27 protein-coding genes are annotated in these 23,732 nt (G+C 48.7%); all 27 read right to left on the reverse strand.

Annotated elements, in window-relative coordinates; all coding sequences use genetic code 11:
- Window positions 1–8 precede the first annotated feature (8 nt).
- The 27 genes from fliQ to dprA all read right to left on the reverse strand — a co-directional run bounded on the left by fliQ (window position 9) and on the right by dprA (window position 23,720).
- Window positions 9–278, reverse strand: coding sequence for a flagellar biosynthesis protein FliQ (fliQ, locus tag AC0LWF_RS09205; protein ID WP_090574132.1), 270 nt, complete (start codon window positions 276–278; stop codon window positions 9–11).
- Window positions 279–301: 23 nt separating this feature from the next.
- A complete protein-coding gene (gene fliP, locus AC0LWF_RS09210) occupies window positions 302–1,060 on the reverse strand; it encodes a flagellar type III secretion system pore protein FliP (protein WP_474651263.1) in 759 nt (252 codons plus the stop codon).
- Window positions 1,057–1,668: a flagellar biosynthetic protein FliO gene (locus AC0LWF_RS09215; RefSeq protein ID WP_474651264.1), complete on the reverse strand. Its 612-nt coding sequence runs from the start codon at window positions 1,666–1,668 to the stop codon at window positions 1,057–1,059. The genes fliP and AC0LWF_RS09215 overlap by 4 nt, the downstream gene beginning before the upstream one ends.
- A gap of 4 nt (window positions 1,669–1,672) precedes the next feature.
- Window positions 1,673–2,035 carry a response regulator gene (locus AC0LWF_RS09220; RefSeq protein WP_090574128.1) on the reverse strand — a complete coding sequence of 121 codons (363 nt, stop codon included), beginning with the start codon at window positions 2,033–2,035 and terminating at the stop codon, window positions 1,673–1,675.
- Between the two features lie 21 nt (window positions 2,036–2,056).
- Window positions 2,057–3,277, reverse strand: coding sequence for a flagellar motor switch phosphatase FliY (gene fliY, locus AC0LWF_RS09225; protein ID WP_474651265.1), 1,221 nt, complete (start codon window positions 3,275–3,277; stop codon window positions 2,057–2,059).
- Window positions 3,267–4,268, reverse strand: coding sequence for a flagellar motor switch protein FliM (fliM, locus tag AC0LWF_RS09230; protein WP_474651266.1), 1,002 nt, complete (start codon window positions 4,266–4,268; stop codon window positions 3,267–3,269). Before fliM ends, fliY begins: the two co-directional genes overlap by 11 nt.
- A gap of 42 nt (window positions 4,269–4,310) precedes the next feature.
- Entirely contained in the window at window positions 4,311–4,793 is a 483-nt protein-coding gene (locus tag AC0LWF_RS09235) for a flagellar basal body-associated FliL family protein (protein WP_090574125.1), read from the reverse strand.
- Window positions 4,790–5,017, reverse strand: coding sequence for a flagellar FlbD family protein (locus AC0LWF_RS09240; RefSeq protein WP_474651267.1), 228 nt, complete (start codon window positions 5,015–5,017; stop codon window positions 4,790–4,792). Before AC0LWF_RS09240 ends, AC0LWF_RS09235 begins: the two co-directional genes overlap by 4 nt.
- A 55-nt stretch (window positions 5,018–5,072) precedes the next feature.
- Window positions 5,073–5,900, reverse strand: coding sequence for a flagellar basal body rod protein FlgG (flgG, locus tag AC0LWF_RS09245; RefSeq protein ID WP_474651268.1), 828 nt, complete (start codon window positions 5,898–5,900; stop codon window positions 5,073–5,075).
- 92 nt (window positions 5,901–5,992) lie between these two features.
- Complete coding sequence (locus AC0LWF_RS09250; RefSeq protein ID WP_474651269.1) at window positions 5,993–6,370, reverse strand: TIGR02530 family flagellar biosynthesis protein; 378 nt, start codon at window positions 6,368–6,370, stop codon at window positions 5,993–5,995.
- Window positions 6,363–6,818 carry a flagellar hook capping FlgD N-terminal domain-containing protein gene (locus AC0LWF_RS09255; RefSeq protein WP_474651270.1) on the reverse strand — a complete coding sequence of 152 codons (456 nt, stop codon included), beginning with the start codon at window positions 6,816–6,818 and terminating at the stop codon, window positions 6,363–6,365. Before AC0LWF_RS09255 ends, AC0LWF_RS09250 begins: the two co-directional genes overlap by 8 nt.
- Window positions 6,819–6,875: 57 nt before the next feature.
- Window positions 6,876–8,384, reverse strand: coding sequence for a flagellar hook-length control protein FliK (locus AC0LWF_RS09260; RefSeq protein WP_474651271.1), 1,509 nt, complete (start codon window positions 8,382–8,384; stop codon window positions 6,876–6,878).
- A 49-nt stretch (window positions 8,385–8,433) separates the two neighbouring features.
- A complete protein-coding gene (locus tag AC0LWF_RS09265) occupies window positions 8,434–9,330 on the reverse strand; it encodes a MotE family protein (protein WP_474651744.1) in 897 nt (298 codons plus the stop codon).
- Between the two features lie 61 nt (window positions 9,331–9,391).
- The gene (fliJ, locus tag AC0LWF_RS09270; protein ID WP_474651272.1) at window positions 9,392–9,838 is read right to left on the reverse strand and encodes a flagellar export protein FliJ; all 447 of its coding nucleotides are present in this window, start codon (window positions 9,836–9,838) and stop codon (window positions 9,392–9,394) included.
- 9 nt (window positions 9,839–9,847) lie between these two features.
- Window positions 9,848–11,182, reverse strand: a complete 1,335-nt coding sequence (fliI, locus tag AC0LWF_RS09275; RefSeq protein WP_474651273.1) for a flagellar protein export ATPase FliI — start codon at window positions 11,180–11,182, stop codon at window positions 9,848–9,850.
- Complete coding sequence (locus tag AC0LWF_RS09280; protein WP_474651274.1) at window positions 11,172–11,996, reverse strand: FliH/SctL family protein; 825 nt, start codon at window positions 11,994–11,996, stop codon at window positions 11,172–11,174. The genes fliI and AC0LWF_RS09280 overlap by 11 nt, the downstream gene beginning before the upstream one ends.
- A complete protein-coding gene (gene fliG / locus AC0LWF_RS09285) occupies window positions 11,989–13,002 on the reverse strand; it encodes a flagellar motor switch protein FliG (RefSeq protein ID WP_474651275.1) in 1,014 nt (337 codons plus the stop codon). Before fliG ends, AC0LWF_RS09280 begins: the two co-directional genes overlap by 8 nt.
- An 11-nt stretch (window positions 13,003–13,013) precedes the next feature.
- Window positions 13,014–14,582, reverse strand: coding sequence for a flagellar basal-body MS-ring/collar protein FliF (gene fliF / locus AC0LWF_RS09290; protein WP_474651276.1), 1,569 nt, complete (start codon window positions 14,580–14,582; stop codon window positions 13,014–13,016).
- Between the two features lie 34 nt (window positions 14,583–14,616).
- Window positions 14,617–14,931: a flagellar hook-basal body complex protein FliE gene (fliE, locus tag AC0LWF_RS09295; protein WP_474651277.1), complete on the reverse strand. Its 315-nt coding sequence runs from the start codon at window positions 14,929–14,931 to the stop codon at window positions 14,617–14,619.
- 26 nt (window positions 14,932–14,957) lie between these two features.
- Window positions 14,958–15,410 carry a flagellar basal body rod protein FlgC gene (gene flgC / locus AC0LWF_RS09300; protein WP_474651278.1) on the reverse strand — a complete coding sequence of 151 codons (453 nt, stop codon included), beginning with the start codon at window positions 15,408–15,410 and terminating at the stop codon, window positions 14,958–14,960.
- Window positions 15,411–15,413: 3 nt separating this feature from the next.
- On the reverse strand, window positions 15,414–15,824 hold the full coding sequence (flgB, locus tag AC0LWF_RS09305; protein ID WP_474651279.1) for a flagellar basal body rod protein FlgB: 411 nt from the start codon (window positions 15,822–15,824) through the stop codon (window positions 15,414–15,416).
- Window positions 15,825–16,072: 248 nt separating this feature from the next.
- Window positions 16,073–16,846, reverse strand: coding sequence for a GTP-sensing pleiotropic transcriptional regulator CodY (gene codY, locus AC0LWF_RS09310; RefSeq protein WP_474651280.1), 774 nt, complete (start codon window positions 16,844–16,846; stop codon window positions 16,073–16,075).
- A gap of 33 nt (window positions 16,847–16,879) precedes the next feature.
- Complete coding sequence (hslU, locus tag AC0LWF_RS09315) at window positions 16,880–18,286, reverse strand: ATP-dependent protease ATPase subunit HslU (protein WP_474651281.1); 1,407 nt, start codon at window positions 18,284–18,286, stop codon at window positions 16,880–16,882.
- Between the two features lie 41 nt (window positions 18,287–18,327).
- Window positions 18,328–18,873 carry an ATP-dependent protease subunit HslV gene (gene hslV / locus AC0LWF_RS09320; protein ID WP_090574110.1) on the reverse strand — a complete coding sequence of 182 codons (546 nt, stop codon included), beginning with the start codon at window positions 18,871–18,873 and terminating at the stop codon, window positions 18,328–18,330.
- Between the two features lie 162 nt (window positions 18,874–19,035).
- A complete protein-coding gene (gene trmFO, locus AC0LWF_RS09325; protein ID WP_474651282.1) occupies window positions 19,036–20,388 on the reverse strand; it encodes an FADH(2)-oxidizing methylenetetrahydrofolate--tRNA-(uracil(54)-C(5))-methyltransferase TrmFO in 1,353 nt (450 codons plus the stop codon).
- 72 nt (window positions 20,389–20,460) lie between these two features.
- Window positions 20,461–22,566 (reverse strand): type I DNA topoisomerase, encoded by a 2,106-nt coding sequence (gene topA / locus AC0LWF_RS09330; protein WP_474651283.1) that lies wholly within the window; start codon window positions 22,564–22,566, stop codon window positions 20,461–20,463.
- 26 nt (window positions 22,567–22,592) lie between these two features.
- A complete protein-coding gene (gene dprA, locus AC0LWF_RS09335) occupies window positions 22,593–23,720 on the reverse strand; it encodes a DNA-processing protein DprA (protein ID WP_474651284.1) in 1,128 nt (375 codons plus the stop codon).
- Window positions 23,721–23,732 lie beyond the last annotated feature (12 nt).

The raw sequence follows: 23,732 nt of genomic DNA on the forward strand, positions 1-23,732 counted from the left end.
TCCACAGCCTATCCGATGTATTTATACAAGTTACTCAGCAGATTGTAGGTGAAATCGACCAGTGTGTTCAGTATCCATGGACCAAAGAAAAGAACGGATAGCAATACTGCGGCAACTTTTGGTATGAAAGCAAGCGTTTGCTCTTGGATCTGCGTTGTCGCTTGAAAAATACTGACGGCCAAACCGACAATGAGGCCTATCAGGAGCATCGGTGCGCTGGCCTTAAGCACCGTGTATACCGCTTGCCCAGCTAAGGTAATGATGAAATCAGTACTCATTCTTATGCACTCCCTTGCAATTGCTAGCCGTTGAAACTAAGCAGCAATGATTTGACGATTAGATACCAGCCATCTACGAGTACGAAAAGCAAGATTTTGAACGGGAGCGAAATCATTACAGGCGGTAACATCATCATCCCCATCGCCATGAGCGTACTGGCGACAACCATATCAATAATTAGAAACGGAATGAAGATCATGAATCCCATCTGAAATGACGTTCGAAGCTCACTAAGCGCATAAGCTGGAACCATCACCGTAATCGACACATCCTCGTAAGACTTCGGCTTCTCCGTCTTCGTATATTTCAGGAAGAGCAGCAAGTCTTTCTCACGCGTCTGATTCATCATAAACTTCTTGAGCGGAACCGCCGCTTTACTCAGCGCCTGCGTTTGCGTCAGCTCGCCTTTCAAGTAAGGCTGCAGTGCAACCTGATTCATAGTGCCCAAAGTTGGTGACATAATAAAGAAGGTTAGAAACAGAGCAAGTCCGACAAGCACTTGGTTCGGCGGCATTTGCTGCGTTCCAAGCGATGTCCGAACGAAACTAAGCACAATTACAATTCGAGTAAAGCTCGTCATCAGAACTAGAATGCCTGGCGCTACGCTTAACACTGTAATGATAAGAAGAAGTGACAAAGCGCTTGAATCCGGCGCACCACTTCCACTTGCGTCTCCGATACTAACGCTTACATTCGGAATCGGCTCGGCAAAAGCATGTGCATGAAAGAGTAAACCTAGCAATTGAAATGCAAAAACTGTCCATAAGATTTTTCTGTTCATTCGTCCAACAACCGATCGTTTTGTTTTTGCTCGTGCAGCAACTCTTCAACCTTCTGTTTCTGACCCGATTGCCGCTTCATACCGTTGCTCAGCAGTTCCTTGAAAGAAACTGCTTCTTGCCACGGCTCGTTCGTTGGCTCATCATCCTTCGAGCTTTTGCGGAATTTACTCAAGAAATCAGTAATCGTTGGTGAGTTCCATGCGCGTCCATTCTGCTGTTCAATTGCGGCGAGTACACTTTCAGCTAGCTCAGGATCCTCGATCTTGTCCAGCAGCGTGATGTCTTCGCCAACGCCGACGACATAGACTCTCCCAGCCAGTTCAATAACTTGTACCGACTTGTTCTGGCCGAGCGGGATACCACCTAAAGTGCGAAGCGCCCTGCTCGTTCCCCAGCCGCGATTACGGCTGGCTAGAAATTTGATAACGAGAAGAATGAGTCCAATAACGATCATCAGCGCGACGATCACCCAGACATAGTAACCAATGCTGGTTCCTATGACGGGCTTGTCATCTTCTACTGATGGATCTGCTGATGCAAGACTTGCTGTCACTAACCAGCCGGAGATGGTTAAGCCAGCAAGCCGATATCTATTTAAAGCTTCCATACAATTAACCTAGTGTTTTCTTGATCGCTTCAATAACGCGGTCAGCTTGGAACGGTTTAACGATGAAGTCTTTCGCGCCAGCTTGAATCGCATCGATAACCATCGCTTGTTGACCCATAGCGGAGCACATAATAACTTTCGCATTGCCGTCAATTTTCTTAATTTCTTTCAAAGCTGCGATGCCGTCCATTTCAGGCATTGTAATATCCATCGTGATCAAGTCAGGTTTGAATTCTTTGAATTTCTCGATTGCTTGTGCGCCGTCTTGCGCTTCCCCTACTACTTCGTATCCGTTTTTCGTCAATATGTCGCGAATCATCATTCTCATGAATGCTGCGTCGTCTACGACCAATATGCGATTTGCCATTGTTGTGTTTCCCCCTAAGGATTATTGTAATTTTTGGATACGATCCCATTGGCTAACAATATCAGTTACGCGCACGCCGAAATTCTCATCAATAACGACTACCTCGCCTTTAGCGATCAGTTTGTTATTTACTAGAATATCGACTGGTTCACCTGCTAGCTTGTCCAGCTCAATGATTGAACCTTGTGACAATTCAAGAATATCCTTGATTTGCTTCTGAGTTCTTCCTAATTCTACTGTGACCTTAAGCGGTATGTCGAGCAATAAATTTAAATTTGAATCCTCTGCTTGCACATATGGCGCACCTTGGAAATTCGCGAATTGGACTGGCTGTATATTCACGTTCCGGTTAGCTGGTGCTCCGTATGTTTGGGGCATATGCGGCGGTGCTGCATACTCCGGCATTGGCGGTGGCATATAAGCTGCCGCTGGTGGTGCTACAGGTGCCTGCGGCGGTGTGTGAACCGGCGGTGGCGTTGGTACTGGCGCAGCAGCAACGGCTGCAGGTGCCGGCGTACTTACCGGAGCTGGTGCTGGTGCTGGATCAGAAGCGCCTCCCATCAAAGTGTCTACCATTTCTTTGGCGAACGAGATTGGGAGAAGCTGCATGATTGTCGAGTCGATCAAGTCACCGATTTTCAGCCGGAACGATATTTTGATAAAAGAATCGTCTTGCGGTAACTGCTCCATCCCGTCTCCGTTATTTACATCAAGAATATCAATGCCTGGAGGCGAGATATTAACGAAGCGGTTGAAGATCGTCGACATCGAGGTTGCGGATGAGCCCATCATTTGATTCATCGCTTCCTGAACGGCACTAATATGAATCTCGTTAAGCTCTGAACCTAGCAGTTTGCCTTCTCCGCCGAGCATCAGGTCTGCAATCGTTTGGGCATCTTTCGTCTTAATGACTAGGGAATTGATACCCTGGAAGCCATCCACGTAGCTTACTGAAACGGCAACATGCGGTTTAGGGAACTCATCGTCGAGCTCGCTGCGCTTGATAAGCGATACTTCAGGCGTTGTAATGTCTACCTTCCGGCCGAGCAGTGTCGAGAGCGCAGTCGCGGCACTACCGAACGTAATATTGCCGATTTCGCCCAGCGCGTCTTGCTCAATCGAGCTGAGGTGACTGTTTAATTCCTTCTCACGGTCGAATGGCTCCGGCATATCAGGCTCATCGGAAGATTGACGCAGCAAGGCATCAATTTCTTCTTGAGATAGGTAATCTTTACTCGTCATAATCTTCTTCCACTCCTTCGGTGAGAACTTCATCGATTTGAATTGCCATACGATCCTTAACCGAACCTGGGCTGCCGATAAATTTCAGTTTTTCCCCTACTTTAATATCAAGCCCTTGATCGATTGATTTAGTGAGCGATATGACATCCCCGACCGAAAGCCCCAAAAACTCGCGAATCGAAATGCTGGATTGACCAAGCTCAGCTACGATAGGCAATTTCGCCTTAGTCACCCGCTGCTTTAGAATTTCCACCTCTTCTGGAGCCCTTGTCTTCTTCTGTGAAACAAACCAATGGTGAACGGACAAGCGCGACATGATAGGCTCAATGACGACATGCGGGATACATAAATTTATCATCCCCGTTGTATCACCGATTTTGGTGCTTAGCGAGATCAGTGCAATCGTTTCGTTAGGCGATACGATTTGCATGAACTGCGGATTCGTCTCAAGCGCTTCGAGTCTCGGCTCGATATCCATAACGGTCTTCCAGGCCTCTTGCAAGCTCTCAAATGCACGGCTGAATATTCGCTCCATAATGTTCGTTTCGATTTCAGTCAGCGCACTAATCTTGGAAGGCGCCAGTCCTTGACCGCCCAACAATCGATCGAGCATCGCATAGGCGACGTTCGGATGGACTTCAAGCACCATTCGTCCTTCAAGCGGCTCAGCCTCAAAAATGTTGAGGATGGTCATCTTCGGAATCGAGCGGATAAACTCGTCATATGGCAATTGCTCAACTTGAACTACGCTTATTTGGACAAATGTGCGAAGCTGCGCTGAGAAATAGGTGGTCAAGTATCGCGCGAAGTTTTCGTGTATCCGAGTCAAGCTTCGGATATGATCCTTCGAGAAACGGACCGCACGTTTAAATTCGTAAAGCCGAATTTTCTTCTGCGTCTCTTCCTTCTTCAGTTCTTCAGCATCCATCTCTCCGGATGATAAAGCAGCAAGCAACGCGTCAATCTCGTTCTGCGACAGAACATCAACCAATTATCTCACCCCCTTCAAAGGAATGCGGCGTTCTTAAGATGATTACAGCTTCGTTACAATAAAGTTGGTGACTTCCACTTTGATTAGCTTGCCTTCCGGCAGCTCCGGATTGATTAAGTTGAGAAGCTTCGCGCAGAGCAAGTCTTTTCCTGCGGAACCGTTAATCTCTTCCGGCTTCATATCCGACAAAGTACGGATGATGATTGGTTTAATTTGAATCTCTTTAATTTTCTCGAAATCTTCTTTCGTCGATTTCTCATCTAATTGAAAAGCAAGCCCAAGAACCGCGATATACTCTGGGTCCGAAAGATTGGTTTTGATATCCGCAATCTCGCTTGTTAGTTCAACGCGATCATCTGCGGTAAGCTTCTTTGTTTCAACAGATGCAGCGTTATTGGCAGCTTTGTTAGTCGCGTTGTTTGTTTTGTCATCCCCCATAATCGAGTTTAGCAGGATAACAGCCACGATAGCGATTAGCGTGATAGCAAGCAGAATCGAGATTAGCCAGGGCAGCAGTTTTTTCATTGTGATGTTCCCTCCGTTTGATCACTCTTTAGGGTCGCCGCATAGACGCCGATCGAGCGAAGATAAGACTGTATGGAGGAAATGACTTCGGTTGCTTTCTCCAACACCAGTATTTTTTTACCTGTTGTCATCGTAATCAAAGTATCAGGCGTTTCTTCTACCAGCTCAATAAGCAGCGCATTGATATGTAGGGTCTTTCCATTCAGTCGCGTTACAGCGATCATGAGCTTCCTCCTTAACCTGGCAGGGAGGCGAAGAGCCTCCCTAGCGGTTATTTACCTAGTGCTTCAAGTTTACGACCTCTTGCAAAATCTCGTCGGAAGTAGTGATGATCCGCGAGTTGGCTTGGAAACCACGCTGTGCAACGATCATCTCTGTAAACTCGGAAGTCAAGTCTACGTTCGACATTTCGAGCTGACCGGAGATAATCGCGCCTGTACCCGCTTCTGCGTCATTAGCAGTTGTCAGCGTTACTTCACCATCAATGTTCGCATTCGGTGTCATGCGGTACAGATTGCCGCCGATTTTCTCAAGTCCGTTCGGGTTCGTTACTTTTACAACACCAAGCTGAATGCCGGTGGAATTGGCTGTACCGTCAGCGCCTACTGCGATAATCGAGCCGTCTTGGGAAATCGTGAACGATTTAACCTCAGCTGGATCAAGCGTAATTGGGCCTCCGTTGGAATCAAGCACGAACATGCCATCGCCATTCACGAGCTGACCCGCTGCATCTAGCGAGAAGTTTCCTGCGCGAGTCAGGTATGGCGCCTCTGCACCGTCACCGGATGGGGAAACTGCGAAGAATCCATCACCGTCAAGACGAACGTCCGTCGGCACGTTTGTTGTCATCGCGCTGCCTGGCGTGTGTACCGTGTCGATTGACGCAATCGCTACGCCAAGACCAACCTGCTTCGCATTCACGCCGCCTGTTGTGCCTTCTTCCGGACGCGTAACACCGGAAACAGTCTGGCTCAAAATATCTTTGAACATAACGCGTCCTGCTTTAAAGCCTACTGTATTTACGTTTGCGATATTGTTGCCGATGACATCCAGCTTCGTTTGGAAACCACGCATACCGGAAACGCCAGAGTACATAGATCTTAACATCGAGTAGTCAACCTCCTAGTGGTATATAGCAGTTGTATTGAGCCGCTTCCGTCGTTCCACGGCTCTTCGGCTTCCTCATTAGGTCCAGCCGATTAATTCACAATGACTGCACTGTCTATTTGAGTGAACACATTCCCTTGCATCTTACTGCCATCCAGTGCAGTAACGACCGTCCGCGTCGGTACATTGACTATCATCGCAATATCTTGATAAACGATCAATGAGTCTTTGGCTCCCTTTGCAGCCGCTTGATCGAGCGCACTCGAGATCTTCGATAATGTCTCAGGCTTCAACGTTATTCCGCGCTGCGCCATCCTCGTTTCGGCATGGTGGCTAAACTTCAGAACATTGCGATCCAGAACCTCTTGAAAGGACTCCGTACGTCCAGCCGCCTGTTCTTTCTGGGCTGCTATATGTACCTGTGCGGTAGCAGTTAACCGTAAATGGCCAATTTTCATGACATCACTCACCGGTAGCTTCACCGCCTTTCTCGCCAATAGAGACGATGTCATCAAGATTGACATCCGTATTGCCGATTCTTGCATACTGCACTTTGTCTTTGATGACAATTGAATCCACAGTTCCTGTTTGCGTAAGCATTTCACCGGTATCGGAATAATCGTACCATTGCACGTCTTTACCAATCATACTGGAAACCATTCCAAGGTTCTGGCGAAGACCAGCCAATTGATCCGACATATTCACAAGCTGCTCTACAGAGGAGAACTGCGCCATTTGAGCGATAAAGTCTTTATCCTCGAGCGGCTGCATCGGATCCTGATTTTGCAGCTGCGTTACAAGAATGCGCAGAAAATCATCTTTTCCAAGAGAGGTATCTGCCGCTTTATTAGTAGCAGCTTGCACGTTGCTGGAGCTGTAATAAGGCCATACGTTGGCGGTGGAAACACGATCGGACATTTTCTGTCACCTCCGTTCTATCCTGTTATCGGTATCGAACAGACTGCGTGCTTGTCGTTAAGCAGTTGTATGAATACCTCGACCTAATCCCAAATCCTGATCGACTGCCTGTTCAAGCGTAAGCTCTTCGAGATCCGTGTTAAAGTCAAGATCAGTCTCCTTGCTCGAACCTCCGCGTCCAGAAGTGCCTTGCTCTCTTCCGCTTTGACCATTGCGATCATGCTCTTGGAATAAATTCGTTTGAGCAGCGGTCTGTGAAACTTCCAGCTTATCGACTTGAAGACCTTGGGATTGAAGGGTAGAACGAAGCTGTGCCAACTGGTTCTCAAGCATATCCTTAGCCGCTACGGTATCAGTCAAGAACTGCGCAGTTACAACACCGCCATGTATGGAAATGTTCACGTTCACTTGACCCAAATGCTCAGGATTCAAGGTCAGCTGTGCTTGCGATATTCCGTTGCCCGATGAAACCTGGAACTGTTTAACGACGAGCCCTTGAACCGTTGATGCGAACTGATTAACCGGAACCGGCTGCTGGATGACTTCCTTGGTGGAAGCTAGCTGCGTACGCTGGAAATCTTGGCCAAGAGTGACAGTTGGAGAGTTCAGAGCGTTCAATTGCTGCTGCGAATCTGCTTGTCCAGCTTGTCCTTGTTGAGACTCAGCCTTCGGAACCACTTTCAGCAATCCTACATGAAGGAGCTGATGGGACATACGCTGAAGATGCGAGCTTGTCGTTACAGAAGCGGTTTGAACCGAGCGGATCGTGTCCACTTGCTCGCTTCCTGCAGACTCAGTTAGCGCTTTAATCGCAGCTTGCAGGTCAGGTTTCGTCCCACTTAGGAGCTGCTCAGTCGCAATAAGTTGTTTGCTAATGAGCACATTCTGATCACGTCCGGCCGCACCGCTGTTTTTGCTTTGCTGCAGCAATGAGCGCAAATCAGAAAGCGCTTCTTGCAGGCCAGATTTCAATGCTGCGATTACTTCAACGTTTGCACTCTTCGAATCTGAGCTGTTCTCCGTTAGCTGTGCAGTAGTTTGTTCGGTAGCCGTTTGCGTTCCTGCCACAGTAAGTGCTGCAATTACTCCAAGCATTGTATGATCTGTACCGGCTTGATCACCAGTACCATCTGCTGGAAGTATATTGCTGAAATCAATTTGAGCATCAGGCTGTTGCTGATTAGCCATTGGCATGCCGGTAAGTAAGCTCATCAAGCTGTCCAATTGAACAAGCGCGTCAGTCAAATTGCCTTCAGTTGTCGTATTCGCTAGCTGTGCAGCATCTGTATCATCTAGCTGTTTCAAGAGCGAGTCGATTGCGGCTAGCAGATCTTCCTTCGATAGATTGCCACCGAGTAAAGAAGCTAACAGATTCGCAGGAGTTTTCGGCATCACAGCAGCTTCGCCAGTTGTCTCGCCGCTTGCATTCGCAGTAGGACTACCTGCCAGCGTTTGTGCGAGGGTTTGGACAAAAGCAGCGTTATCGCCGCCTTTAGCCGCAGAAGGTGCAGCGGTTGCTCCAGCAGGAGTTACGCTAGTTGGTGCATTAGAAACGGACATTTGCATATTTCTCACCTCCTTTCACCTAGAAAAACGAACGCGAGAATGGAAGCAATTACTTACCTACCATCAGCTTCGAGACGAGCTGTGCAGTAATATCTTTGTTCAAGCTCGACATCTCCGCAATGATGGAAGCGCGGGATGCGTCCGTTACGGCGTTCAAGATCCTCAGCACCTTGCTTGGACTGACGTCCGCCATTTTGAGCAGCAGCTCAGCGGCACGTTTAGGATCCATATTCGAGAACGTTGTGTTCAACTGTGTATTGCTCAGAACGCTGCTCGGCTGTGTCGCTGTCGATTCCTTCTTGTTGACTCTTGCTTGCAGTGCTGCGATTTGACGATCCTTAACCGTCTTTACGTCTTTCAGCATGATCGTAGCTTCGGCTGCTTTGGAAGGTGTCATCTTCTCAAGAATGCGTACACGGTCATCCGGCTTCATTGCATCGAGTACCAACACGGTCTCTGCCATCTCCATGCTCTCTAAGATTGGAGCTGCTTTGCTTGGCGAGATCTTTCCGTACATCGTTGCAAGCTCACTGATCTTGCTCTGATATTCGGCATCCTCAAGCTGCTTCTCCGCCCCAGCCTGCTTCAGCGTCTCAATCTCTGCTTTCAAAGCTTTTACTTGCCCAGATAGCTGCGTCTTCTCATCCGTCGCTTTCGTGAGCGCCGCGCCTTTCGTGGCGACCATCGCCTTAAGCTCAGCGATCTTGGCATTTGAATTCTCCGCCTTGATCTTTCCTTCATCTACAACTGTTCCATCTTCTGCTGTAGGGTCAGGCAGTACCTTACTCAAGAACGGAATCGAATTCCCGATCTCCAGAGCTCTGTTTCGTAGATCGAAGTTAAACAGCGTAACGAGTACGCCGAGCAGAATGAGTGTGAAGAGAATCGGCGTTACGAAAAACATAAACCGCTCAAATCCGCTGTATCCTTGCTTTTCCATATCCATATCTGCCAAAATATTTCCCTCCCTCGGGCGTCGCTCCCGATTCGCAATGCAACATTAACGATTATTGTGCGGCGTACATAAACCTTGAGGTAGCTAGCTCATCGAGCTCATTCTGTTCTCTTACCATCATGTCGGCACGGAAACGATCATGTGCGTTCGACTTCGTTTTCTGCCATACCTTCTCGTCCATCATCCGGTGGGATAACACTCGGCGACCTGCCTCAACGGCAATTTCTGCTTTCTTGACATCTGCAAGCTTGTGAACAATTCTGTTGTCGAGATGTTCGATGTACTGCTGCATGGCGAGCAACTCCGATAGGCTCACCGCTTCTCTTGATGCGGCCCCGAGCCGTTCGGCCCAAGAAGATCTCTCTTGACGCAGCTGCTGCAGTGACTGCTCTTCATTGTTAAGCTTGCCGATGACAACGGACAGCTGCCACTCGGCATGTGATTTCTCGCTCGTCTTCAAGTCGACGATCTTCTGGTAGGCGTACTGAAATCGAGCCATCTAACGGTGTCATCTCCCTAGGTTCATGTAGAAATCCCGGATTAGTCGTTCTTTTGATTCCTCATAACCGGCCTTTTCCGTCGTTTTCTGTCTGGTAAAAGCTTGGATCGTGTCGAAAAATTCGATAGATTGGTCAATTTTTTCATTTGACCCCCTTTGGTACGCCCCAATATTAATCAGATCTTCCGAATCTCTATAAATAGACATGAGACGTTTGAGCTCATTCGCGGCATCCTGTTGTTCTTCCGGGACGATTTCCTTCATGACCCGGCTAATCGATGCCAAGACGTCAATTGCTGGAAAATGACCTTTGTGCGCCAATGCTCGACTGAGGACTATGTGTCCGTCAAGAATCCCTCGAACAGCGTCGGCAATCGGTTCATTCATATCATCGCCATCAACAAGGACGGTGTAGAAGGCTGTAATCGAACCGCGCTGGCCTGTCCCAGCTCGTTCGAGCAGTTTAGGCAGATTTGCGAATACCGAAGGCGTGTAACCACGCGTTGCAGGCGGTTCGCCGATGGCAAGACCGACTTCACGCAGCGCCATCGCATAGCGCGTTACCGAATCCATCATGAGCATGACGTTTAGTCCACGATCTCGGAAATACTCTGCAATCGTTGTGGCGATTAGCGCTCCTTTAATTCGGATTAACGCGGGTTGGTCTGAGGTCGCTACGATCACGACTGATCTTGCAAGCCCTTCTGGACCGAGATCCTTCTCGATAAACTCGAGAACCTCGCGTCCGCGTTCACCGATAAGCGCGATAACATTGACATCAGCGGAAGTATTTCTAGCTACCATGCCTAGCAATGTACTCTTGCCCACACCCGAACCGGCAAAGATACCGACCCGCTGTCCTTGGCCAACCGTTAGCAGTCCGTCAATCGCGCGAACACCGATGCTGAGTGGATCTTTCACACGCGGCCTTGAGAGCGGATTGCTTGGCTGATTATACGTCGAATGATGCGGCAATCGGCTAGGGAGATGAGAGCCGTCAAGCGGCTGTCCAAGACCGTCCAACACTTTGCCAAGCAATTCGGAGCCCACTTGAACCGTAAGCGGTTTGCCGGTACCGACAACATCACAGCCTGGACCGATCGATGTAAGCTCGCCAAGCGGCATTAGAATGACTTTGTTATCCCGGAAACCAACTACCTCTGCTTTGAGCGGTTTGGAAGATTTGACCGGGTAGATCAAGCAAACATCGCCAATGCTGGCATCCGGACCTTCGGATTCAACCGTCAAGCCAATAACTTGCGTCACCTTGCCATTTACTCGGACTGGGTCAAGCGGGCGAAGATGTTCGATGTAGCGATCAGCATCAAGTCTACTAGCGCTCATCTGCTATCCCTCGTTCGTCGGCCTGCAAGGCAAGCCCTATCAATTCTCTCTTAATTTCGGCAAGCTGTGTATCGATACGAGCGTCAATGCTGCCAAAAGAGGAGCGAATGACACAACCGAATTCTTTCACCGAAACGTCCGGCACAATCTGAAGCTCGGCTTGCGAATCTATGACAAGCGACAGTTCTTCTCTTGCGGCTTGTACGAATGTAAGCTGCTGTGGCGATACGCACAGTGTAATAACACCTTGCTCACGCCGCCGTTCAAGCGACTTGCGAATAATATCAAGCGACCAGTTCGGATCAACGTTCAATTGCTTGTTAATAATTTTCTCGGCAATCGCCGTACTTAGCGCCACAACGAAAGGTTCAGCTTCTTGAATGATCTGCTCCTTCGTTTCGTAAGCGGAGTCTAGTATCGCTTTAGCTTCTGTCAGCATAACTTCCCACTGGGCATATACCTCTGAAGTAGCAGCATCTCTGCCTTCCTGGTAGCCTTGCGTGTAACCATCCTGACGGAGCTGTTCTTGCAATTGTTCATCCTGCAAGCGCCGCTCCAACCACCATTGGTCGATTTGGGCATTTGCAGCTTCATACATCGTCTCGATCTGCTCGCCTGTCTCTTGAATGCGCTGGTTTGCAAATTCCTCAGCGTCATCCAGGATTTGATCCCGAAGCGAAATGGTTTCTGCTGATGGGCCGACCGGAACATTCTGCTCATCAGTTGGCTGTGCAGGTTCGTACTTGTTGTACCATTCAAGCCGCTTTAAATCTTCAACTGAAATCACATGCGACGATTTGAACAACCTAGACAATGATATCATCTCCTCCGCCGCGGGCGATGATAATCTCGCCAGACTCTTCCAGTCTACGGATGGTTGCTACGATGCGAGTTTGAGCCTCTTCGACGTCACGCAGCCGAACAGGACCCATGTATTCCATTTCTTCCTTGAAGGATTCCGCCATCCGTTTGGACATGTTGCGGAAGATCGCTTCGCGAACCTCTTCGCTCGCCACTTTAAGCGCAAGCTGCAAATCGGCGTTCTCGATATCGCGGATAATGCGCTGAATCGACCGGTTGTCGATGTTGACGATATCCTCGAAGACGAACATTCTTTTCTTGATTTCTTCTGCAAGTTCTGGATCTTGAATTTCGAGCGCATCGAGAATCGTACGTTCTGTACCTCGGTCGACGCCATTCAAAATTTGAACGATTGATTCAATACCGCCTGCAGTTGTGTAATCTTGTGTAACGGTAGCGGACAGCTTCTGCTCGAGGATACGCTCGACCTGCGAAATAACTTCAGGGGACGTACTGTCCATAAGCGCAATTCTGCGAGCAACTTCAGCCTGCTTCTCTTGCGGAAGTGACGATAGAATCTGCGATGACTGATCTGCTTGCAAATAAGAAAGGACGAGTGCAATCGTTTGAGAATTCTCGTTCTGAATAAAGTTGAGAATTTGGCTCGCTTCTGCCTTACGGGCAAAATCGAAAGGTCGCACTTGCAGCGTCGCGGTCAGACGGCCGATAACTTCCATCGCCTTGGACTCGCCGAGCGCTTTCTCCAGAATCTCGCGAGCGTATGAGATACCGCCTTGCGATATATATTCTTGCGCGACACAAATTTGGTGAAACTCGCTCATAATATTTTCTTTGTCCAAGTTGTCTACTTTACGCACGTTGGCGATTTCGAGTGTTAGCTGCTCAATCTCTTCTTCTCTTAATTGCTTGAAGATTTGAGCAGAAACTTCAGGACCGAGCGAAATTAATAATATGGCTGCTTTCTGACGACCACTGAATCCACCTTGATATCTTGCCATCCCAGCCACCTCTATTCATCCACAAGCCAAGTCCGAAGCAAATTGACAAATTCCTCGGGTTTGCGCTTGGCCAGTGTTTCAAGCTGTTTGCGTACTTGATTTTCGTTCGTAACATTCTCAAGATCAATTGTCGGATATTCGACTTTGCCTGGCGTTTCAGCTATTTCCTGAACAAGCGCGGCTTGTCTGCGGCGTCTTACGACCATGTAACCAAGTCCACCGATAATTGCAAGAGCTGCAACTCCGATTGCTGTCAACCAGCCTGTCGAAAGGATTGCGGAAGAAGTTGCTCCGCCATTGTCGACGAATGTTGAAGCCATAATCGAAATTTTCTTCTGAATAAGAGCATCATTATTCACATCTTGACCGGACTCTGCGAGTTGGGAGCGAATAATTGTCGATAAGAAATTGTTCATTTCCGTCTTCGCTTCAGCGCTTAAGGCACTCTTCTCAACACCTACGCTGATGGACAAGTCTTTAATCACATATGGCGCGGACTCGATCGTATTCAAAATTTTGTTGTAATCATAATTTGTCTCTCGGTTATTCTCCTCGGAGGTACCGCCGCTTGTTGCGTCAGTCGCTTGGTAACCTGGGACATCCGTCTCGCCTGTTCCAGCAACTCCGCCGCTGCCGCCAGTTCCGCCAGTTGCCGTCTTGCTGTTCTCCTTCTCGCTAAGGATAATACCGTTGTTATTGTTATTCTCCAGCGGAGAAACGAGCGATTGATCCGATTTCTTCTTATCGAAATTGAAGGAGCTCGATACCGTTACAACCAGGTTCTTCATACCAACCATAGGAACTAGCATCGCTTGTACTTTCTGCTTTAGATCATTCTCAAATTTACGCTGAATTTGATAATGTTCGTCAATTAGCTCACTTCCTAAGCCACTTCCGCCGATATTACTAGAAGGGAGTACTCCTTCAGGACTAGAAATCGTAATATTCTCTGGTTTAATATGAGGAATTGCCGTTTTTACGAGATTATAGTAGCCGTCGACTTCCTTCTGCTCCGGGCGATAACCAGGACGGAACGTCATCGTGATGGAAGCCGATGCTTCCTCTTTCTCTTCTGTCGTCATGAATGCCGTCTCTTCCGGCAAGTTCACGAGCACGTTGGAACTCTTAACGCCTTGCATCACATTAAGGAGCTTCTGGATTTCACCATTCAAAGCGTTGCGGTATTGAATATCCATAATGCGGTCAGTTGGACCAAACATTGAACCGCTGTCGTTAAATTGGTCGAATCCAATCGTACCGTTACGGACAAGTCCTTGAGAACCCGCTTCAACTTTAACTTTTGCCGCATTCGCAGCTGGCACCATAATGGTTTGCCCTGCATCGGCAAGCTTGTAAGAAATCTTGTTCGTATCGAGGTATTCCATAACGGCCGCTGCATCTGTACTATCCAAATCCTGAAACGCTACTTCATAGCTGACTCTTGAAAAGAGATATGTAAGCAACACTATAGTTAGAATCAGGATCCCCACTGAGGCTCCCAACCAAATTTTTTGTTTCTTCTCCATTGCATTCCAAAACCCAGCAATCTTCGCTCGGTATTGGGCTATTTTCTCGTTCACGATTTCACCTCACTTATGTCTCTAACCTGTGTCATTAGATTTGCATCCGCATGATTTCTTGGTAAGCCTCAATTACTTTATTGCGGATTTGCGAGGTGAGTTGCAAGCCAAGCTCAGCTTGCTGTGAAGCGATCATTACTTGAGACACATCTACATTGCCCAGAATATACTGATCATTCATCGCTTGTGCGTTCTGTTCTTGCGTGGCAACGCCGTCAATTGCTTTTTTCAGAAAATTGCTAAAGGATTCGGTCATTTCTGAAGGCGTCGTCTTATCTTGAATGCCGCTTGTGTCAGGCAGTTTAACCGATTGTGTTTGGATCGGATTAAACGACATTGGGTTAATCAATGGAATCCCTCCGCTATTATCTCTGTTTATTTACCGATTTCAAGAGCTTTCACAAACATGCCTTTAGTCGCATTCAAGGCCGTTACGTTAGCCTCGTAGGAACGCGAAGCTGAGATCATATCAACCATTTCCTTCAGAACATCGACGTTCGGCATCTTCACATACCCGTTCTCGTCAGCGTCAGGATGGCTTGGATCGTACACAAGCTTCGCTGGCGTCTGATCCTCGATTATTCGCGAAGCCTTCACGCCAGGTGATGCACTACCCGAACCACTCATTTGACCATTCAGTATATCTGCAAAAGATTGCGAGGTCGGCTCAAGGACAACCAACTTTCTCTTATAAGGTTCATATTTGCCATTTACAAATTGTCCCCTTGTCGTTTCGGCATTTGCGATATTCGACGAGATGACATCCATCCGGAGCCGTTGGGCGGTTAGAGCCGATGCGCTAGCATCAAATCCATTAGAAAGTCTCATGCACTATCCTCTCCCTTCAATTCCGATACGCATCATCTTAATGTCATGATTAAGTTGCTGCACGTAGAAGTTGTAATTCAACTGGTTCTTTGCAAGTAACGACATTTCTCGATCAATATCGACATTGTTCACGTCATTGTTCATGACCGTGGTTTCATCCGTAATCACTTTAGCTTCAGGGATCGAAGACGATTGCCCAATCGGAATGTGCCGCGCATTCGTGCGCCGGCCGATAAAATTAGAATTTCCGCTGCCCATGCTCTGTTCCAGCAGCGACTCAAAAAGGACCTCGGAACGCTTGAATTTCGGCGTATCGACATTCGCTATATTGTTGGAAATCACACGCTGGCGTATCTCCGCCGCATTAATAGCACCCTGTAATCGACTGAATTCCGGGCCATTCAACAAATTCACTGAAAAACCCCACTTTCCCATCTTGTGTAATGTAAATATTCAACAGAATAACTCTCATTCCTTCTTCGTTCGACAAAGATTTATTAAAAATATGAGAGCTTTGTGTCGAAGGAAAACCGTCAAATTAATATTCCTCAACTTGCTAAATTATTACAATGAGAAAAAAGCCCTATCTTTGTCGAAGATAGGGCTTAAAACAGGGATTAATGTACTGGTTTTTGAATGATTTTGTAATATTTCTTGCACTTTTATGAATTTTTATTCTTCTCAAGCTCGGTCAAGAGTTGGGTATTGAGTATACGAATGTATGTCCCTTTCATACCGAGCGAGCGTGTTTCAATGACTCCGGCGCTCTCCAGCTTGCGTAACGCATTCACAATAACCGATCGCGTAATGCCGACACGGTCCGCGATCTTAGACGCGACGAGAAGACCCTCTTTGCCACTCAATTCTTCAAAGATATGTTCCACCGCTTCCAGTTCACTGAACGAAAGCGAGCCGACAGCAACGGCTACAACAGCACGGCTGCGCGCTTCCTGTTCAATCTCCTCCGCACGCTCACGGAGAATCTCCATGCCCACGATCGTACTGCCATATTCGGCCAGAATGAGCTCGTCATCGCCGAATGGCTCGGAACCGCGCAGCAGAATTAGTGTCCCAATCCGATCGCGCCCGCCTACGATAGGGACAACGGTCATAATGCCTTGTCCTGCCATCATCAAGAAGGTTTCCTGTATGCCTTCGTCAGGAGTAACGTTCGTCACTGTTTCCTGTAAGCTCATGAAGCGTTCGTTGCTCTCGTTCGAGAAACGCAGTTCAGATGCCGGCAATGCGCGCAGCTGTTCATGCTGGAATGGCCCAACAGCGGCACATCCAAGCACTTTGCCTTTACGGCTAACTACAAACACATCCGCCTGTATCGTTGTACAGAGCACCTCTGCCATCTCACGGAAATTGAGCGCTCCGCCAGCTGCACGCTGCAGCAGCCGGTTCAGCGTTCTTGTTTTTGCTAATAAAACCATTACTCTATGCCCCCTACTTTCCAATCCGATCCCTTACAGTATATATTGACTTAGATCGCGATTTTTCGCAATATTGCCAAGCTTCTCGCGTACATATTCCGGCGTAATGACAAGCTCCTCAAGCGACAGCTCCGGCGCTTCGAATGACAGATCCTCGAGCAGCTTCTCCAGAATCGTGTGAAGCCGGCGAGCCCCGATATTTTCCGTATTCTTGTTCACATCCGCTGCTATCGTCGCAAGTTCTTGAATCGACTCATCCGAGAACGTAATCGTAATTCCTTCCGTCTCGAGCAACGCTGTATATTGCTTCGTTAGAGCATTCTTCGGCTCCGTCAAAATCTTCACAAAATCCTCTATGCTCAGATTCGTAAGCTCAACACGAATCGGGAATCGGCCTTGCAGCTCCGGGATGAGATCAGAAGGCTTCGCCATATGGAACGCGCCAGCTGCGATGAACAACACATAATCCGTCTTCACCGGACCATACTTGGTCATCACCGTAGAGCCTTCAACGATCGGAAGAATATCGCGCTGCACCCCTTCACGGGATACATCAGGACCCGAACCACGGGAAGAGCTCGCGATCTTATCAATCTCATCGATAAAAATAATGCCGGACTGCTCCGCACGCACAACTGATTCCGAGATTACATCATCCATATCGATCAACTTATTCGCTTCTTCTTGAATGAGCGCTTTGCGTGCTTCTTTCACCGCCAGCTTCCGTTTTTTCGAGCGCTTTGGCATCAGTTGGCCGAATAACTCCTGCATATTCGCGCCCATACCCATTCCTTCATTGCCTTGGCCTGCCAGCATATCGAGCATATTCGGGGAATTATCCTCTACCTCAATCTCGATCGTTTCATTCTCAAGCTTACCTGCTGCGAGCTGCTCCTTCACTTGCTTGCGGCGTTCCAGCACCTGCGAACTCTCTACCGGCTCCTCATCAGTATCATTATCATTCGATTGATTGCCAAACAGCATCTCAAGCGGATTTTTCTGGGACTTTGGTTTCACTTGTGAAGGAACAAGCAGTGTAACGATGCGATCATTCGCTAGCGCTTCCGCCTTATCTTTCACCTTGTCGGTTTTCTCCAGCTTCACCATCCGTATCGACGTCTCGACGAGATCGCGTACCATTGATTCCACATCGCGGCCCACATAGCCGACCTCGGTGAATTTAGTCGCCTCTACCTTCACGAAAGGCGCATTCACCAGCTTCGCCAGCCGTCTCGCTATCTCCGTCTTACCTACGCCTGTAGGCCCAATCATCAGAATGTTCTTAGGTACGATTTCATCACGTAACGCTTCATCAAGACGGTTGCGACGATAACGATTCCGCAATGCTACCGCGACTGACCTCTTTGCCGGTTTCTGACCAACGATATATTTATCAAGCTCCGCCACAATCTGCTTCGGTGTCATTGCTTCATTTGCCATTATTAACCCCTCCAAATGAGTCCATTCGTAGATACAGGCATCTAGCCAATTTCTTCTACAATAATATTGCGGTTTGTGAACACACAAATATCAGCAGCGATTTCAAGCGCCGAACGAACCATGTCCTTCGCCTCAAGCTGAGGCGCATGCTGCTTCACCGCACGTGCTGCCGCAAGCGCGAAGCTGCCACCTGAGCCGATTGCAAGGATGCCGTCATCAGGTTCAATGATTTCGCCGCCACCGGAAATAAGCAGAAGGCTGGTAGCATCCATAACGATCATCATCGCTTCGAGCTTGCGCAGCACACGATCTGAACGCCAATCCTTCGCCAGTTCAACCGCTGCACGCTGCAAGTTGCCGTGATGCTCCTCCAGCTTGCCTTCAAACTTCTCAAAGAGCGAGATCGCATCCGCAACAGAGCCTGCGAAGCCGGCGATCACTTGCCCGCGATACAATCTGCGGACTTTCTTCGCTGTATGCTTCATAACCATGCTGTTGCCGAAAGTCACCTGGCCATCACCAGCTATGGCACCTTTGCCATTATGGCGAACCGCACATATCGTGGTCGCATGAAATTGCATTTCCATGTTCCTCAACCTCACTTTTTACAAAAATATATTTTATATTTCCGCTAATAATTCTACTTCGTAAGAATAGCTTGAGTTTTGCAAAAATTTCAAATAAAAGTAAACAGCGGCGTAGAATGATCGCTGCCGCTGCTGTCTACTGCGAGATGCTATAGATTCCGATTACTCGTGAACCGTTTCTTCCTCTGCTGCTGCATAACCGAGCTGCTCCACTTTAAACCGCGCTAGCTGATCGAGCGCACGGTTTGCAATGGCATCGTTCTTATCCTTCTTGCTGCGCATCCGCTTCTCAAGCGGAGGGACTAGCCCGAAGTTCGCATTCATCGGCTGGAAGTGCTTGAAGTCCGCCGTCGTAATGTAGTGCGCCATACTGCCAAGCGTTGTATCCGCCGGAAGAACAACTGGCTCCAAGCCGCGAGCTAATCGGCCGGCATTAAGCCCTGCGATCAAGCCAGATGCTGCTGATTCGACATAGCCTTCAACACCAGTCATTTGGCCTGCAAAGAATAACGTATCGCGATTAATCGACTGGTACGTCGACCGAAGCAGCTTCGGCGAGTTGATAAACGTATTGCGATGCATAACGCCAAAGCGAACAAACTCTGCATTCTCAAGACCAGGGATTAGCGAGAATACCCGCTTCTGCTCGCCCCACTTAAGGTGAGTCTGGAAGCCTACTAGGTTGTACAGCGTGCCTGCAGCGTTGTCCTGACGCAGTTGAACGACGGCGTGTGGTAGCTTACCTGTATGCGGATTAATGAGACCCACCGGCTTCATCGGCCCGAAAAGCGCCGTTTGCTTGCCACGGCTTGCCATAACTTCGATCGGCATGCAGCCCTCAAAGTATTGTTCTTTCTCAAAATCCTTCATTTCGGCTTTCTCTGCTGTCGTCAATGCTTCGTGGAAAATATCGAACTCCTCTTCAGTCATCGGACAATTCAAATAAGCAGCCTCACCTTTATCATAACGGGATGCGAGGTATACCTTCGACATGTCGATGGAGTCCTTTTCCACGATTGGCGCAGCCGCATCATAGAAGTAGAAATACTCTTGGCCGAGCAGCTCTTGAATTTGTGCGGACAACTTCGGAGCTGTCAATGGACCTGTCGCAATGAGTACAATGCCATCTTGCGGGATCTCCGTCACTTCTTCAGTACGGACATCAATCAGCGGATGCTCCTTCAGAATACGAGTGACGTCGCCCGAGAAGCCGTCACGGTCAACCGCAAGCGCGCCTCCTGCTGGTACGGCATTCCGATCTGCGCAATCGAGAATGAGTGAATTCATTCTGCGCATCTCTTCTTTCAGCACGCCAACTGCATTCGCAAGCCCGTTTGCGCGCAAGCTGTTGCTGCACACGAGCTCTGCGAAGTTCTTCGTATGGTGAGCAGGCGTCTGGGTCGCCGGTCTCATTTCATAAAGAGTAACAGGTACTCCTTGCGATGCGATCTGCCAAGCAGCCTCGCTGCCTGCAAGCCCCGCTCCGATAACTGTTACACGTTGTATTTCTGACAATGCACTTACCATCCTTTCAATATAACCAATCCTGATTCAATTTCATGTCTGCTGACATAGGGCAGGCCGGCGTTATAGTTCCGCCGGCTCCATATCTTCAATAACTTCTTCATTATAGTCGCACTGCGTACAGAGGAGCTTAGCGCCACTCTTATTGCGTTTCTCAACCATTACGCTATTGCACTGAGGACAAGGCTTGCTAACCGGCTTATCCCATGAGACGTAGTCGCAGCCAGGGTATTGATCGCAGCCGTAGAAGTAACGGCCTTTCTTGCTGCGGCGTTCGATGATTTTACCCGCATGGCATTTCGGACAAGTAACGCCGATATCTTTGACAATCGGCTTCGTATTCCGGCAATCCGGGAATCCGGAACAAGCCAGGAACTTACCGAACCGGCCCATCTTGAATACGAGATGCTTCCCGCACTTCTCACACAGCTCATCGGAGATTTCATCCTGCAGTTCAACTTCCTTCATCTCTTCCTCAGCGTACTCGAGCCGCTTCTCAAAAGAGCTATAGAAGTTAGCAAGCACTTTCACCCAATCTTGCTTGCCGTCTTCCACATGGTCGAGATCGTCTTCCATATGCGCCGTAAACTCCGCATCGAGAATTTCCGGGAAGAACTCTTCCATCATCTGAATAACGAGTTCACCGAGCTCTGTCGGAATAAACTTCTTCTCCTCCATCGCGACGTAGCCACGCTTCTGGATCGTCTCCAGCGTCGGTGCATACGTACTCGGTCTTCCGATGCCTACTTCTTCCATCATGCGCACTAGACGGGCTTCAGAGTAGCGTGGCGGAGGCTGCGTAAAGTGCTGCTTCTGATCAATCGCTTCAGCACTTACCACTTCACCGACGGAAAGCGGCGGCAGGAATTTCTCGTCATCTGTAGTTGTACCGTCATCATTGCCCTCGACATAGATTTTGATAAAGCCCGGGAACTTTACTTTCGAGCCAACTGCTCTGAATATAGCTCCAGAACCTACTTTCAAATCTACTGTCATCGTATCCAATACAGCTGACGACATTTGGCTCGCTACGAACCGGTCCCAGACGAGCTTATACAATCTGAACTGATCGCGGCTCAGGAACTCCTTCACCGACTCCGGATCGCGGAATACAGAAGTAGGACGGACAGCTTCATGCGCATCCTGCGCATTGCTGTTCTTCTTCGTGTACACGCGTGGCTGCTCAGGCACATATGTCGCGCCATATTTCTCTTCAATATAATTCTTCGCTTCTTCTTGCGCGATAGGCGAGATTCGCGTCGAGTCCGTTCTCATATAAGTGATGAGACCGACTGTGCCTTCTTTGCCGAGATCGACGCCCTCGTAGAGCTGCTGCGCGACCGACATCGTCTTGGACGCGCGGTAGCCTAGCTTACGAGCGGCTTCTTGCTGCAAGGAGCTCGTAATGAACGGCGCTGCCGGATTGCGCAGCCGTTCTTTCTCTTTCACTTCGCTGACGGTGAACGCCGAGTCGCCCATCGCCTTCATTACTTCTTGAACGTCCGCTTCGTTGCCTAGCTCGCGCTTCTCGCCATTCAGCGAATGATATTTCGCTTCAAACGTCGTTGCGCCTTGCTTCAGCTGCGCTGTTATCGTCCAATACTCCTCAGGAACGAAAGCATCAATCTCATTCTCGCGATCAATTATGAGCTTAACCGCTACGGATTGAACGCGACCTGCCGACAGTCCCTTCTTCACTTTCTTCCATAGAAGCGGGCTAATCTTGTAACCGACAAGCCGGTCAAGAATACGACGCGCTTGCTGCGCATTCACCAGGTCCATATTAATCGGACGCGGCGCTTTAAAGGCATCCTTAACGGCTTGCTTCGTAATCTCGTTAAAGACAACCCGGCAAGAATCACTCTCATCAATTTCGAGATAATGCGCCAAATGCCATGCAATCGCTTCACCCTCGCGATCAGGGTCAGCTGCGAGATATACTTTTTTTACTTTTTTGCTAGCATCCTTCAATTCCTTCAAGACGCTGCCTTTACCGCGAATCGTTATATATTTGGGGTTGAAATCATTCTCTACTTCAACACCGATCTGGCTCTTCGGCAAATCACGGATATGACCCATCGATGCTTTCACGATAAACTTGCTGCCGAGATATTTTCCAATTGTCTTCGCTTTTGCCGGTGACTCGACAATGACAAGGGAATCTGCCATCGCTGCGCCCTCCTCTCAACTACATGCTACATTACACTATATATGGAACCTGAATGCTGTTCAATCTTACGTTTTAAAGTTAAATTTATCAGAACTGAGTGCAAAAGTCCAAAAGGGAACGAGGAAAGCTCGTGAAGTTGGTCTACGGTTCGTGGTTCATCGCTCAAGAAACGATAAATAATCGCTTCATTCGCGCTCAGTTCGTGCTCCACGTTGCTTGCTGATGATTCCGCTTGTCCGCTTGCTAGCGATCGTGCTTGATTATATATCGGCAGCCCGGAATATTCTTCCATAATATCCTCAAATGAAGAGACAAGCTTAGCTCCTTGACGAATCAGACCGTTCGTGCCCGCACTCTTCGGTGAAGAGATCGGTCCTGGTACAGCGAACACGTCACGCGACATTTCTAGCGCTTGATCGGCCGTTATGAGCGAGCCGCTGCGCTCTGCCGCCTCGACTACGACGGTACCGAGAGACAATGCAGCGATAATCCGATTGCGAAGCGGAAACAAGCCAGGATGAAAAGGCGTTCCAATCGGCACCTCAGAGAGAATTAGCCCGTTCTTCGCAATTTCAGCATAAAGCTGGCGATTGTCTGCTGGATAGATCATATTGGCGGGAGTGCCAAGAACAGCGATCGTGCTTCCTGAGCCCTGCAAAGCTCCCTCATGCGCTAAAGCATCAATCCCCCTTGCCATGCCGCTCACAATGGTTACACCTCGCTCAGAGAGCTTCCTAGCAAGCTCAGAAGCCGTTCTTCGTCCATAGGTCGTCGGCCCTCGCGACCCGACAACCGCAATTGACGGCCTTCTCAGCAGTGTATCCTTGCCAATCGCATATAAAACCCATGGCGGCTGGGGTGATTCTGTTAACAATTCCGGGTAGTCTTCGTCCAGTCTCGTTATAACTTTAATGCCAAGCTCTTTCATTCTTTCATCTCTTGCTTTTACATCAACGCTTGAAAACGCATTCGATAATGCACGCGCCTGATCAAGCTTTAACCCTACCGACGTCACCCATGCCTCAGGCGCAAATCGCTCGAAAGAGTGCCATTCACTGCTTTCGGCAGCCTTTCTGATTGATTGCCAACCGATACCTGGTGTTTCGTGCATTGTGATTAACAGCTCTCTGCGCTTGCCAAGTTCCATGTTCATAGTGCTCCGCCT

The organism is Paenibacillus sp. sgz302114 (assembly GCF_056120345.1).

Excerpts from the sequence above, each read along its gene's own strand:
- dprA (WP_474651284.1), bottom strand. The coding sequence starts at position 23,720 with ATGAACATGGAACTTGGCAAGCGCAGAGAGCTGTTAATCACAATGCAC.
- hslV (WP_090574110.1), bottom strand. The coding sequence starts at position 18,873 with ATGGAAATGCAATTTCATGCGACCACGATATGTGCGGTTCGCCATAAT.
- fliQ (WP_090574132.1), bottom strand. The coding sequence starts at position 278 with ATGAGTACTGATTTCATCATTACCTTAGCTGGGCAAGCGGTATACACG.
- codY (WP_474651280.1), bottom strand. The coding sequence starts at position 16,846 with ATGGTTTTATTAGCAAAAACAAGAACGCTGAACCGGCTGCTGCAGCGT.
- fliG (WP_474651275.1), bottom strand. The coding sequence starts at position 13,002 with ATGGCAAGATATCAAGGTGGATTCAGTGGTCGTCAGAAAGCAGCCATA.
- AC0LWF_RS09215 (WP_474651264.1), bottom strand. The coding sequence starts at position 1,668 with ATGGAAGCTTTAAATAGATATCGGCTTGCTGGCTTAACCATCTCCGGC.
- fliI (WP_474651273.1), bottom strand. The coding sequence starts at position 11,182 with ATGAGCGCTAGTAGACTTGATGCTGATCGCTACATCGAACATCTTCGC.
- flgG (WP_474651268.1), bottom strand. The coding sequence starts at position 5,900 with ATGTTAAGATCTATGTACTCTGGCGTTTCCGGTATGCGTGGTTTCCAA.
- AC0LWF_RS09240 (WP_474651267.1), bottom strand. The coding sequence starts at position 5,017 with ATGATCGCTGTAACGCGACTGAATGGAAAGACCCTACATATCAATGCG.
- AC0LWF_RS09255 (WP_474651270.1), bottom strand. The coding sequence starts at position 6,818 with ATGTCCGATCGTGTTTCCACCGCCAACGTATGGCCTTATTACAGCTCC.
- AC0LWF_RS09265 (WP_474651744.1), bottom strand. The coding sequence starts at position 9,330 with ATGGATATGGAAAAGCAAGGATACAGCGGATTTGAGCGGTTTATGTTT.
- topA (WP_474651283.1), bottom strand. The coding sequence starts at position 22,566 with ATGGCAGATTCCCTTGTCATTGTCGAGTCACCGGCAAAAGCGAAGACA.
- flgC (WP_474651278.1), bottom strand. The coding sequence starts at position 15,410 with ATGAGACTTTCTAATGGATTTGATGCTAGCGCATCGGCTCTAACCGCC.
- fliY (WP_474651265.1), bottom strand. The coding sequence starts at position 3,277 with ATGACGAGTAAAGATTACCTATCTCAAGAAGAAATTGATGCCTTGCTG.
- AC0LWF_RS09260 (WP_474651271.1), bottom strand. The coding sequence starts at position 8,384 with ATGCAAATGTCCGTTTCTAATGCACCAACTAGCGTAACTCCTGCTGGA.
- AC0LWF_RS09220 (WP_090574128.1), bottom strand. The coding sequence starts at position 2,035 with ATGGCAAATCGCATATTGGTCGTAGACGACGCAGCATTCATGAGAATG.
- AC0LWF_RS09235 (WP_090574125.1), bottom strand. The coding sequence starts at position 4,793 with ATGAAAAAACTGCTGCCCTGGCTAATCTCGATTCTGCTTGCTATCACG.
- fliJ (WP_474651272.1), bottom strand. The coding sequence starts at position 9,838 with ATGGCTCGATTTCAGTACGCCTACCAGAAGATCGTCGACTTGAAGACG.
- fliP (WP_474651263.1), bottom strand. The coding sequence starts at position 1,060 with ATGAACAGAAAAATCTTATGGACAGTTTTTGCATTTCAATTGCTAGGT.
- hslU (WP_474651281.1), bottom strand. The coding sequence starts at position 18,286 with ATGGCAAATGAAGCAATGACACCGAAGCAGATTGTGGCGGAGCTTGAT.